The following is a 13037-nucleotide window of genomic DNA, read 5'->3' as shown; positions in this document are numbered from 1 at the left end:
TTCTGTTTTGCGAAGGAAAAGATAATAAATAAGAGATCGTTTTAACGTCGTTTATATATTGTAGTATCAGTTTTTATTTTTTTTCTTCACGCAAAATTTTCTCCATTTTACGACCTTTTGCCAATTCATCAATCAGTTTTTCCATACGTCTACATTGTTTATATAATTCAAATTCATCTTCTATTTCTTCAATTCGATAACCACAAACAACTCCTTTAATCATGTGTGCATTGGGATGAATTTCTGCTTTTTCAAAAAATGTTCTAAAGGTTACTTTTTCATCAATAAGTGCTTGTAAAACATCTTGATCGAAACCAGTGAACCATTTAATTACTTGGTTGAGTTCTGCTTTTGTTCTACCATTTTTCTCCAATCTATTCAGGTAAAGTGGATAAATGGATGCAAATATCATATTGGCAACCTTTTCATTTTTTTCGACTGTAACTTTCATTTTTATTTAATTTTGAATTGATTAACGCTAACAGAGCGCTAAACTCAATTCTGCCTTTCGAACGAAAAGATACTAAATTTAACTTATTAAATGATTCATGTTTTATCTATTTTGATTTTTATTGTATCAATCCTGTATCTTCAATGTACAAAGACTTATATAACCCATAATGTTAATCCTTAATATCGGAATATAAAAAAATCATATAGGAAAGAAAAGAGTTTTAATAAAGTTTGTAACTTTTCCAGACTGCAAATCGTCTAAATTAAACTGTAATTAAAGGTGATTATAAAATAGTTTTAAATTATTAAAATAGCTAAAATTAAGCGATGATAGATATTTGGCTGATTTTATATAGTATTGGTATAGTGCAAGGGTTTTTCTTAATCACTTTACTATTGTTAATGAAAAAAGGACGTAAGCTAACTATAAAGCTGCTTATACTTCTTTTAATATGTCCCTTAACTTTAATTATTCCAAAGTTTTTTTCCATTTTATTTCCAGGAATTTTTTTTTCTGTTTTTCGATCGAGCGAAGCGATTCCTTTATTAATAGGTCCAATATTTTTACTCTATACTTTTTCAGTTCTCAATTCTAATTTTAAGCTCAAAAAAAATGACATACTGCATTTTACTCCTTTTCTCTTTTTTTTCATTTTTTTTCTGCCATACAGTGGATTTTCGAAAACAGATATAAATAGAGTAGCATTAATTTCAATTATATTTAGCTGGCTTAAAGGACTACACTCATTTTTCTATTTCTTAATATGCAGATTTTATATTAACAAGTTTCGAAAAAAGAACAGCATAAAAAACAATTTTAATATCACCTTAATTCATCGATTTGTTATTTTTCAACTCATCGTTGTTGTTATCGTATATTTACTTGTGACACTAGAGTATTTAAATCCAAACCTAAACATTGAGCCTGATCGAATTTCTGCTTTTATATTTACTTTTTCATATTTCTTTTTTGCTTTAATATTAGTATTATATCCAAAAGATTTAATTCCTGAAGACGAACAAATCATTAAACAAAACAGATATCAAAAGTCAACTCTTAATCATAAAGACAAGCTTTTAATATTAAAGAATCTTGAAAAAACTTTAAAGGAAGAGAAACCTTATTTAAACCCAAATTTATCTTTAAATCATTTAGCTTCAATGATTGATATAAACTCAAATTTATTGTCACAAGTAATTAATGAGTTATTAAATAAGAATTTCTTTCAGCTAATTAATGAATATCGAGTTGAAGAAATAAAAAGCAACATTGGAGACACTAAAAAAACATTTTATGGTATTGCTTTAGATAGTGGTTTCAATAGTAAATCTGCTTTCAATCGTATTTTTAAAGATTACACTGGCCTTACACCTTCTCAGTATAAAAAATCTATTCAAAAATAAGTCCTACCTTATCTATAAGGTCGATTTCTTTAATTGTTCTTGGTTCATTTGTATGAAATACTTAAAAATATCAAATCAAATCAAATGAAATTAAGAATCATGAAAAAAATATTTACTAGTGTATTTATCTTTTTATTTATTTCTATAAATGCACAACAATCAGGCGAAATAATAAAGAAAATAATACATAGTAAACTACTTGAAAAAACAATTACTAAAGAGTCTCCTGATAGAAATGTTTCTATTTATTTACCTCCTAGCTATGCACATAATAAAAATAAACACTATTCTGTTGTTTATCTTTTCCATGGTTTTGCTGGTACTGATGATGATTGGATTAGACCTAGATACAAAGGAAAAAAATTTATGACAATAAAAAGTGTTATGGATGAAGGTATTGCTAATGGTAAGTTTGGAGAAATGATTGTTGTGATGACTAATCAAAGTACGAACTCTTTAGGTGGTTGGTATGTCAATTCGAAGGTTACAGGAAACTGGAAAGATTTTACCACAAAGGAATTGATTAACTATATAGATTCTAACTACAGGACAATAAAAAAAGCTCAAAATAGAGGGATTGTAGGGCATTCAATGGGTGGTTATGGGGCTATTACACTAGCAATGGAAAATCCTGATACTTATAGCGTTTTATATGCCCTTAATCCAGCACTTATAGATTTCGTAGGAGATCTTACTTCAGAAAATAAAGCATTCGAGAGAATCTCAACATCAAGATCTTTAAATGAACTTATAGCTAATCAGGATGTATGGAGTATTGGCCTTATATCCATGGGGCAAGCATTTTCACCTAATATTAACAATCCACCGTTTTATACTAATCTTCCATATCATATGGAAAATGGAAAATTAATACGTAATAATTCTGTTTACCAACTGTGGAAAAAACAATCACCTAGCCAATTAGTAAAGCGTTATGTTAACAATGCTTCTAAATTAAAAGGGATAAAATTAGATAGTGGGTTTTATGATGAGTTTAAGTTTATTATTCTAAACACTAGAGTATTCTCAAAAGAGCTTACTAAAAACGGAATCAATCATATTTTTGAAGAGTACAATGGAGATCATAGAAATCGTCTTTGGGGGAAACAAGGGAGGCTCTATAGTGATGTATTCCCATATTTTTGGGAGCTACTCGAACATAAATAACATTCTCTCTTATTTTTCAATTTATCTATAGTATAATTATAATGCATACGAAATGAAAAAAATAAAATATAACCTCTGCTCTAAATTTTTAATAATTATTTTCACTGGTTTCTTGTTTCAAACGGCTCAAGCGCAAAAAGATATTAAAGGCTCATCAAAGCAAGATTTTTTAAAAATGGCTCAATATTTATCTGAAGGATCTGGTAAGTGGATGGCACCAAATCCGAATTATAATCCTCAAAACCCATCCTCTCATCAGGCAGTTGGCCTTTGGTTTGACTTCAAGTTAGAAGAAAATTACCTTCGCCTTTCAATTGTTACTTATATTGGTGAAACAGCTCATATTATTTCATCTGGAATGTGGATTTGGCACCCTGGTGAGCAAAAGATAAAATTTTTTGAAATCATTCAAGGTGGGCGATTTACAGAAGCTGAAGTTTATTTTATTTCTGACAATACTTTTGTCTCTCGAAAAAAAGCTTATTTACCAAATGGGAAAATTTATTTTGCCCTAGGAGAAAATATCATGCTTTCTAAAGACAAACATAAAACTATCTCTAAAATCTACGAAAATGGCTCTTGGAGAACAGAAGGGAGTTATGTTTGGAAAAAAACAGCAGAAAATGAAGGGTATGAAACTATTAAGTATGACTAAGCATTTTTTTTAATAGCATCAAATATTCTTTTTACCTGCAAATCACCAAACCCGTATATATTTTCACGATTATTGAACTCAATAAATACAGGGCCAAACTCTTCAGTTTTTAGATCTTTCATTATTTGCATAAGAGATTGTATTGGCCTTGTTAATTTCCCTTTAGCTGGAATTCGATCTATATGGGCTTTTACAGCAGGAAGTATAAAGGGGTATATATGTTGTAATTTCGTAGCTACTTTAAGTAAATGCTCTGTTTTATTGTTTTGATAAAACTCCCAAAGATTTGTAATGCTTTTGATTTCTGTGAGCAATATTCTGTTTTTGTATATTAAATTTAGCTCAGAACTATTTAAACCACCAAAGCCATATTGATTATGAGTTTGAGGTCTTACAAGAAAAACAGAGTTCTCTTTATTAGAACTATATAAAAGCCAGCTAACAAACCAAAAGTTTACCTGACAAAATAGATCATCCTCAAACCAAAGGTTTATTTCTGTATCTTCTGGAATATTTTGTATTTTTTGAAACTCAACTACAACTTTCTTAAAATAATCTTGTTCTGAGCAACCTCCATAATTATTATTTAAGAACTTAGCTCGAGTTTTATATAACTCATTTAAATTATTTTCTTTTACTGGGCCGTCTACCAAACATTCTCGTGCAACGATAATTTCTCCATTAATAGTTTTTGGAAATTTATTTTTAAGTGCATCTCCATTTAAGATGTGGTATTGTTTTTTCATAAAGAATAATAATGAATTTTAAGCATTACTTTTAACTATTAAATAATTTATTCTTTTTAATTTTAATTCCTTGATTAATTTTAGAAACAACTAGAATTGAAGGGATATCTGTTGCCCATTTTTTTAATTTTATAATAATTAAAATTATTTCTATTCTTGATATAATACCTAAACCTATACAAATTATAAAAGGAATACGACTTGTGTTATTAAGAACTAAGTCAATAAGAAAACCAAGTAATGATAAGGTCCATATTTTTGCTAATATAGAATGTGTAGCAATTGATTTTTTAAACTTTATAAAACTCACTAAATAGCATATAAACTCAAGTAAAACAATTATACTTATCCAAATACTATTTTCTTTTACAAAAGTGATATTTAAATAAAATATTGAACCAATCACCATTAACCAAAAAAATTGATCAACGTTTGAATCCCATACTCTAAGTTTTTCACTAGAGACATTTAATTTTCTAGCGATAATCCCATCAAAGATGTCAGTGATTAATCCTAATGTCATCAAAATAACAATTAAAATAGAGGGATTATTTGTTTTTAAAACCGCTAGTAACCCAATAAAAATACCAATTAATATTCTGCTATAAATAAGCAAAAAAGGAATATTTTTCATTTTAAGTTTTACTTGCAAGTAATGTTTTATCAAAATTACTTATTTAATTAATAAACTCTTTAATGTTCATAGTCGTTTTATGATAAGCTATATAGATTAACGATAATAATTTTTATTTATAAACTCTAATTTTTGACTCAAATGCAATTACTTTAGGAGATTTTTTACCTTTGCCAAGTTCTAATTTATGACCTTCATTTTCAAGAAGATTAGTCAACTCATTTATTGAGATAGGAAATTTTGTATTAAGCGAACCATCTGGTCTAAGCACTCTCCAATATGGTGTAATACTCGTTTTGTTTAATTCTTTTTCTTCTTCGGCAGCTAAAGCAATATATTTGAGATAAACCCCAGTTGGTATGGCTGCAGTTACTTGTACATTTTTTTCTTTAGTTAAAATTGCTCTAATTGTATCGTTGGTTAATAACTCTCCTTTTTTTGTATTGTTTATAATTCTTTCTATATCTATTGCATTAGGAATTAAAATTTTCCCTTTCCCTAATTTTTCCTCCCATTCAGGGGTTATATCATGAATTTTTTCTTCGACTTCATTTATTTTTTCTCGATATGTTTTTTTCTTAGCCATTTTGATTTGAAAGTTTTCGTTCTTCTCTGATCTCTCCAATATGATAATGTGCTATAATTTCTTTAATCAAGTTATTTTCTACATAATGCCATTCACTTACATCTAAGATAAAGTCATCCTTAGTAGCTCTATATCTAATACAAGCTTTTTTTGTACCAAAAACCTGATCTTGTATTTCAAAATGATAGCCTAAAAACTTGTCTTTATTATCTTCAACAAGAGATATATACTCGCTTTTTCCGCTTATTGTACCAAAAGGACTTGTATGTTTAAAGTTTTTAGAAATAGGTAAGTTAGTAAAATCTCCTTCTTCCCATTTATGAAACCACTTGTTTACTATTGTTTTTAAGTCCATTTTCTTAACCTTTTAAAAGCTTGTTAATTTACTTGAAATACTTAAATATCGATCAACTATTTTATATGTAAGCTGTTAGTAGTATTCTATGCTTTTTCTAAATATTGCTTTAAACTTTCTTTAATAAAATAATTCCACCCTTTAACACCACTTTCTCTTTTAAATTCAGGAATATCGTTAGGGAATTTTTCAATAACTGTAAAAGTTAACCTTAATTTTGTCTGGTTTTCTTTTCTCATAAGTTCAAAGCTCGAAATCCCACTTCCTGAATATCCTTCAAATCGCCATTCATAAGATATTTTTTTCATAGGAATTACTTGTGTTAATTTCCATAAATGCGGAAATATTCTATCTTCTACCTGAACAACAAATCGAGTTTTAAAACCTACTTTAGGTTCAAAAGATTCAATATTATTAAAAAACCATTGTTTCATCTCGTCGAGTACAGTTATTGCATTCCAAACATTTTCAGCAGAGGTATTAAAAATCTGTTCTACAATAATAGGTTCCTCTATATTTTTCATAAAATACTAACTTTAGAGCTCATTTTTAGTGAGAATACTAAGATAATAAAAAGAAGAGAACTTGTTATTTCTTATAATAATGTACTTCTCCTAAAGTAGTTAATAAAGTTATATTAGAAAACCTGTTATGTAATTGTTTTTGGTAACGTTTGCTAAAATTTGGTGGAATATGAGTAGCTATAATATGTTTAGGGGAAATAAGAGTATTAACTTTGGTAGCAGCTCCATTTTCTAATAGTAACCAGTAAGGGAGGACAGCAATATCAAGTTTTGTGTTTTTAATATCTAAAGTTTTAAAAGGCTCTAGAGTTAAAGCCCAATCTGTATCTCCGACATGAAGTATGTTATAACCATCTATAGTAACAACATATGCAATATTTTCTGTTTTACCGTGATATTCTGGACTTGAATGATCGCATTGTATAGCGGTAATTTTTATATCAGATCTTTCTACTGTATGAGGTTGTTTATTATAAGGAACAATATTAATCTTATGAGAAATGCTATCGGTTTCTGAAAGTAATTGATCAATACTTTCTTTTATTTGATATGATCCCATTATAACTCCATTACTATTATTTTTCAAAAACTTTTTTGAGTATACATTGCTAAAATGATCTCCATGAAAATGTGTAAACAGACTAAACTCTATAGCAGAAAAATTTTTAAAGCTCCCACTAATTAATTCATTCACCATGTCGTTTGTAGGATATACATATTCCTTATTATAAAACTGATGTAATCCATCTATAATTACCGTTTTATCTCCAGACTCAATACATACTCCCATATTTCCAACATAAGCTATTTTTAGAACATTGGTTAACGTATCCTGAACTGTACTATGTTGTAAAAGGTTAGTGTTATTGGAGTTCTGTTTAGATATATTAGATTGGCATGCCAACAAAAAAAAAGATAAAAATAGAATGAAGATATGTTTTGTAACGGACATGATTTTATATTTTGTTTGATCGTTTTAGAACTAAGATAGGAAAAAGAGAGAAATCTATAAATTAGTTAATGAAAAAACTAGATGCACTAAACTATTAATGTTGTTGCTTACCCTTAATTTCTGTTTTAAAATCTTCTTTTTGCATTCATACCTATTTTACAGATTTTATATTTAAGCCATAGTTAAGATCTTTTATAAGTTTGACTTATTGACTTCGGTAATTGCGATTATAGATCGTTAGCAATAGTTATTTTTTTATTCGAATCGCTTGTTGATCGCTATCTATAAATCCATCTAAAAGAACAATCTTGTTAGTTGTTTCTGTTGAATCTCTCAAAAACCTCATAGATGCATCCATTTGCTCCATATAAAATTGATTTGATGATTGTGGAACTAAATATATTTTATTAGGCCCCATTAATACAAACAGACTGTCATTTGAATTAAGGACTTCAATATTTACATTTTCATTAATAGAGTAAGTGCCTGAAAAATCTTTTAAAATGGTTTTATCAATATCAAACGGTTTTCTTGATAAAGGAAGTCTATATTCTTCATCTATAAGTATTGCATTAATACTGCTAGATATTTCCTTTGTCACAGGCTGTCTTCGGTTACTCAAAACAACAATTGATGTCTTATTTTCCAAGTTATTTATTACTGAGTAACTAAATCCATCATTTTCTAAATAACCATCAATGTCTAGCTCTATAGGATTTGATTTTATGATTTTAATTAAATCACTTCCAGTAGATTTTAACCCATTAAAATTAAATGTGTTTTCTAGATCTATAGAAGGTGATTTCTGTAATTCAAGTCCATTACCTCGGTAATTATGGTAGAGATAACCAACAGCAATAGATGGATCTATTTTTGTGTAATAAGTATTCTCTAACCCTAAGTAGTTGCTATAATCTTCAATGTTTTCTTGAAAACTTTTCTCACTTATTTTTTCTATTAATGAACCTAAAACATTGTAATCTAAATTACTTTCCTTTGTTGTATTTGAAAAATGAGTTTTCGATTTTATCCTTTGACTTAATACATCATTTATTGTTAAATCAGATTTTATTTCTGGTAGATATTTAGATATTTTATCAGCTAACTGAAGTTTTTTGTGATTGGCCATTTTTATGACAATGTTGGCAGTGATAATTTCTGTTATTTCTCCAACTTTAAAAGCAGTTTCGTCAGAAAAGGGGACATTGTTTTCATAATCGGCTAAACCAAAATTTTTATTGTAAATAATCGATTCATCTTTAGCAACTACAATTGTTCCACTAAATCTATTTAATTGCAGATATCGATTGGCTAAGCTATCAATTTTAGAGCTTTTAGTTTTTTCTAGATATTTTACTTTTTTATCTGTTTGACAAGAAAAAAAACTCAATATAAAAATGAAAAAATATAGTGCTTTTGTTATCATTATTCGTAATTATTGTTAATGTATGGTTTTGTAGTATTCATCTAAATTAATAAAAAGAATCATCTATAGTTCAACCCTGATGCATTATCGTTATACTACCAATATTCAAATATTCGAGATATTTTTCCATTTTTAAATTCAAAAAGTGTCATTTCTGGTTTTTTATTTTTGATTTCATCATCTTTTTTTTCGACAAATATTTTTTGTACGATTACAGCATTTAACCCGATGATTTTATTGATTATTTTAATATCAGTGATTCCCCCATCATAAGCACCATTTTCTTGATTTCGTACATAACCATTATACAAATCTTCTCGTGTGTAAGTACCACCATATTTTGGATGAACGTATATAAAATCATTTATAAAAAGCTTAAAAACGTTATCGATATCTGAGATTGTTGAGCTTGCCTAAAATATGTTAAGGTTTAAGTCATAGTATTTTGTAACTATTCTATTTAAAGAATCCCTATGAGTTTTGGTTAGGTCTTGGGCGGTAGTTTGATGAGTTATCAAAACAACTGATAAAATCAAGAAGAATGTTTTTAAATAGGCTTTCATATCTAGCTTTACTTATTTTAAATTATGGCTACTGTTTTTCTATGGATTATTTATTTTCCTGTAAAATTTCATCCATTTTTTTTTGGCAAATTTTTCTAAAGAAATCTATAGAACTCTATCATTGATTAATCACTTTCTTTTACTACTTGTTTTTTTAAGATTATATTGAGTCATTAATGATATAAGTATTCCAAAAAACAAAATATTAAAAATAAACCGCCATATTCTAAAACTTTGCCCGTCTAAATAATCAAATCCAGCCATAATTCCAGCATAAACAATTCCAGAAATTAATCCTGATTTTAGTACCGATTTAGTTTGAGTATTCATTTTTTCCTGAATGTCTTTTGGGTAATATTTTTTCTGTAACTCATTTTACAGTAAAAATCTCCATTACCTTAGTTATTATTCTATACTTTTTAAGATGCCAAGTTTCTCAATTTTTATCTGCTTTCCAGACATAGAGATAATCCCTTCTTTTTTAAATTGAGAGAGTATTCTAATGGCAGATTCTGTAGCAGTACCAACAATATTGGCATAATCTTCCCTAGAGAGAACAACACTTAACATCCCTTCTTTATTGGTGCCAAAATTGCTATGAATATAAATTAATGTTTCTGCTAAACGTTGTTTTACAGATTTCTGCGCCATATTTACAATAACATTATCAGCCTCTTTTAAATCATGAGCCATATGCTGTAGCATGTCCATTGAAAAAGCAGAATTATTATGAAGATCTTTAATAATTTCATTTTTGGGAATAAAACAAACTTCCATATCGTTTAAAGCTGTAGCACTAAGATTTGTACGCTCTTCTCCAATTATTGAGCGTTGACCTAATAGATCGCCTTTAACCACAAGTTTTACAATTTGATCTTTACCATTAGCACTTAATTTTGCTAACTTACATATTCCATCTCTAACACAGTAAACACCATTTAAAGCCTCACCTTCTTTAAAAATTAATTCACCCTTCTTAACTTTTGTAGAAGTTTTACATCCCGAAATGCGAATTAATTCGTCTTTAGTTAACGCTTTTAGAGAGTTAAATTGTCGTATGATACACTGATCGCAATTGCTCATTTAAATTATAATTGATGTCTTGTAAAAATAATCAAAGTATGATAAATATCATATTTTAAATGCAACTCATTTTTAACCTTTGCCAAAGGTATAAATGAGCAAAGCTATGCAAGATACATTATGCTTCCATTGCGGAGATAATTGTGAGAGAAACATAGTATGGTTAGACGAAAAAGCATTTTGTTGTAATGGCTGTAAAACAGTTTACGAAATTTTTTCTGAAAATGATCTTACATGTTATTACGATTTACAAACTTCTCCAGGAGCAACTCCAAAAGAAATTAATGGGAAATATAATTTTCTAGAACAGGAAAATATCATCAATAAATTATTAGAGTTTGATGATGGACAAACACAAATTGTAACGCTTTCAATTCCTCATATTCATTGTAGTTCTTGTATTTGGATTTTAGAAAATTTAAATAAACTAAACTCAGAAATCACTTCGTCTCAGGTTAATTTTGGCAAAAAAACAGTTAGAGTTTCATATCATACTAATACATATTCTTTAAAAGAATTAGTATTGCTATTAAGTGCTATTGGTTATGAACCCTACATCTCTCTCGATGATTATCATACAGGAAAAAAACAGATAGACCGTACACTTATTTACAAATTAGGTATCGCAGGATTTGCTTTTGGAAATGTAATGTTTTTATCATTCCCAGAATATTTTCAAGTTAGTGGATTTTGGATAGAGCAATACAAAGTTGTGTTTAGGTGGTTAATGTTTTTCTTTTCATTACCTGTGGTATTTTATGTTGCTCAAGACTATTTTATATCAGCGTATAAAGGATTGCGTTCTAAAATGTTAAATATAGATGTGCCTATTGCTCTTGGAATATCTGTGCTTTTTATAAGAAGCACTATAGAGGTAAGTTTGGATTTAGGAACTGGCTTTTTTGATAGCTTAACGGGTTTAATTTTTTTCTTATTACTTGGTAAATTTTTTCAACAAAAAACATATGCATTTTTATCTTTTGAAAGAGATTATAAGTCGTATTTCCCAATTGCAGTAACTAAAATAACACCCAAAGGAAGGGAAACTTCAATTCAAGTTTATGATATTAAAAAGGGAGATCGATTATTAATTAGAAATGAAGAATTGATTCCTGTTGATGGAATATTAATAAATGGAAGTGCTAAAATTGATTATAGTTTTGTTACAGGGGAATCCGAAACTGTTAAAAAACAATCTGGAGATAAGTTATTTGCTGGAGGGAAACAAACCTCTGGAGTAATAGAAATAGAAGCTATAAAATCAGTAGAACAAAGTTATCTTACTCAATTATGGAGCAATGCTATTTTTAGCACAGATAAAGAAGAAAGATTTACAACTCTTACCAATACAATTAGCAAACATTTTACGATTGTAATTCTCGCTATTGCTTTTTTATCTACTTTATTTTGGGTGTTTTATGACGCTTCAAAAGCAATACATGTATTTACTGCGGTACTTATTATCGCTTGTCCTTGTGCTATAGCTCTATCAGCACCTTTTACATTTGGTAATTTACTACGCATTTTTGGTAAACTTCGATTTTATGTTAAAAACGCTACAGTTATCGAGCAATTAGCAAATATGAACACCATTATATTTGATAAAACGGGAACTATAACATCAAATAAAAAGAGTACTGCAACTTATGAAGGGGATACACTTTCAGTATCAGAAGAACTTTTATTAAAAAATACATTAAGAGGCTCTAATCACCCTTTAAGCAGAAGTTTGTATACTATTTTAGAGGAGCACAATATTATTACGCTAGATCATTTTGAAGAACATTTAGGAAAAGGCATTGAAGCCACACATAATAATACACAAATTAAAATAGGCTCAGCAAGTTTTGTTGGAGAAGCACAACAAACACCTGTTTTAAACACTACAGTACATATTAGTACAAATAATACTTATAAAGGAAAATATATCTTTTATAATAACTATAGAAAAGGATTATCTAAACTCTTTAATACTTTAAAAAAGAATTATGATCTGGTAATACTTTCTGGAGATAACGAAGGAGAATATGAAAACTTAAAAAAATTATTACCGGCCAAAACCAAGCTTATTTTTAATCAAAAACCAGATGATAAATTAGAGTATATAAAATACCATCAATCCGAAGGAGCTAATATATTAATGGTAGGAGATGGGTTAAATGATGCAGGAGCATTAGCACAGAGTAATATTGGAATTGCTATTTCAGAGAATGTGAATGTATTTTCACCTGCTTGTGATGCCATTTTAGATGCCTCAAAATTTAATCAGTTACATAACTATATCAAAGCTTCAAAGAATGCTATTAAAATCATAAAATGGAGTTTTTTACTCTCATTTATATACAATGTTATTGGACTTTATTTTGCTGTTACAGGACAATTAGCACCTGTTGTAGCTGCTATTTTAATGCCATTAAGTTCTATTAGTATTGTTGTGTTTACAACAATTGCTACAAACATTTTAGGAAATAAATTAAAATAAATGATAA

At 28.3% G+C, this 13037-nt stretch carries 14 protein-coding genes and 1 pseudogene; 4 read left to right on the top strand and 11 right to left on the bottom strand.

What is annotated here, in order from left to right; genetic code table 11:
- Positions 1 to 73 precede the first annotated feature (73 nt).
- The gene (locus tag D1817_11050; GenBank protein AXT20400.1) at positions 74 to 451 is read right to left on the bottom strand and encodes a DUF2200 domain-containing protein; all 378 of its coding nucleotides are present in this window, start codon (positions 449 to 451) and stop codon (positions 74 to 76) included.
- Positions 452 to 780: 329 nt separating this feature from the next.
- Between D1817_11050 and D1817_11045 the strand changes: the two genes are divergently transcribed.
- The 3 genes from D1817_11045 (at position 781) to D1817_11035 (ending at position 3679) form a co-directional block, all read left to right on the top strand.
- The gene (locus D1817_11045; GenBank protein ID AXT20399.1) at positions 781 to 1857 is read left to right on the top strand and encodes an AraC family transcriptional regulator; all 1077 of its coding nucleotides are present in this window, start codon (positions 781 to 783) and stop codon (positions 1855 to 1857) included.
- Positions 1858 to 1941: 84 nt separating this feature from the next.
- Entirely contained in the window at positions 1942 to 3024 is a 1083-nt protein-coding gene (locus D1817_11040) for an esterase family protein (protein AXT20398.1), read from the top strand.
- 52 nt (positions 3025 to 3076) lie between these two features.
- Positions 3077 to 3679, top strand: a complete 603-nt coding sequence (locus tag D1817_11035) for a hypothetical protein (protein AXT20397.1) — start codon at positions 3077 to 3079, stop codon at positions 3677 to 3679.
- On the opposite strand, the gene D1817_11030 is transcribed toward D1817_11035, so the two are convergent.
- The 10 genes and pseudogenes from D1817_11030 to D1817_10985 form a co-directional block, all read right to left on the bottom strand.
- On the bottom strand, positions 3676 to 4425 hold the full coding sequence (locus tag D1817_11030; GenBank protein AXT20396.1) for a DUF1835 domain-containing protein: 750 nt from the start codon (positions 4423 to 4425) through the stop codon (positions 3676 to 3678). The two genes, D1817_11035 and D1817_11030, sit on opposite strands and share 4 nt — an antisense overlap.
- A gap of 31 nt (positions 4426 to 4456) precedes the next feature.
- Positions 4457 to 5059, bottom strand: coding sequence for a CDP-alcohol phosphatidyltransferase family protein (locus D1817_11025; protein ID AXT20395.1), 603 nt, complete (start codon positions 5057 to 5059; stop codon positions 4457 to 4459).
- A gap of 112 nt (positions 5060 to 5171) precedes the next feature.
- Entirely contained in the window at positions 5172 to 5645 is a 474-nt protein-coding gene (locus D1817_11020) for a hypothetical protein (GenBank protein ID AXT20394.1), read from the bottom strand.
- Positions 5638 to 6000 (bottom strand): nuclear transport factor 2 family protein, encoded by a 363-nt coding sequence (locus D1817_11015; protein ID AXT20393.1) that lies wholly within the window; start codon positions 5998 to 6000, stop codon positions 5638 to 5640. The genes D1817_11020 and D1817_11015 overlap by 8 nt, the downstream gene beginning before the upstream one ends.
- Positions 6001 to 6086: 86 nt before the next feature.
- Positions 6087 to 6524, bottom strand: a complete 438-nt coding sequence (locus D1817_11010; protein ID AXT20392.1) for an SRPBCC domain-containing protein — start codon at positions 6522 to 6524, stop codon at positions 6087 to 6089.
- 64 nt (positions 6525 to 6588) lie between these two features.
- On the bottom strand, positions 6589 to 7476 hold the full coding sequence (locus D1817_11005; GenBank protein ID AXT20391.1) for an MBL fold metallo-hydrolase: 888 nt from the start codon (positions 7474 to 7476) through the stop codon (positions 6589 to 6591).
- 247 nt (positions 7477 to 7723) lie between these two features.
- Entirely contained in the window at positions 7724 to 8902 is a 1179-nt protein-coding gene (locus D1817_11000) for a class A beta-lactamase-related serine hydrolase (protein AXT20390.1), read from the bottom strand.
- A 95-nt stretch (positions 8903 to 8997) separates the two neighbouring features.
- Positions 8998 to 9465: pseudogene (locus D1817_10995) on the bottom strand (nuclear transport factor 2 family protein).
- Between the two features lie 129 nt (positions 9466 to 9594).
- The gene (locus tag D1817_10990; GenBank protein AXT20389.1) at positions 9595 to 9795 is read right to left on the bottom strand and encodes a hypothetical protein; all 201 of its coding nucleotides are present in this window, start codon (positions 9793 to 9795) and stop codon (positions 9595 to 9597) included.
- Positions 9796 to 9870: 75 nt separating this feature from the next.
- A complete protein-coding gene (locus D1817_10985; GenBank protein AXT20388.1) occupies positions 9871 to 10548 on the bottom strand; it encodes a Crp/Fnr family transcriptional regulator in 678 nt (225 codons plus the stop codon).
- A 106-nt stretch (positions 10549 to 10654) separates the two neighbouring features.
- Between D1817_10985 and D1817_10980 the strand changes: the two genes are divergently transcribed.
- Positions 10655 to 13030 (top strand): HAD family hydrolase, encoded by a 2376-nt coding sequence (locus D1817_10980; protein ID AXT21270.1) that lies wholly within the window; start codon positions 10655 to 10657, stop codon positions 13028 to 13030.
- The last annotated feature ends 7 nt before the right edge of the window (positions 13031 to 13037 follow it).

It is taken from the genome of Flavobacteriaceae bacterium (genome assembly GCA_003443635.1).
GTDB lineage: Bacteria > Bacteroidota > Bacteroidia > Flavobacteriales > Flavobacteriaceae > AU392.
Note: the sequence above shows the minus strand (reverse complement) of the source record. Positions and strands in the feature narration are given on the sequence as shown.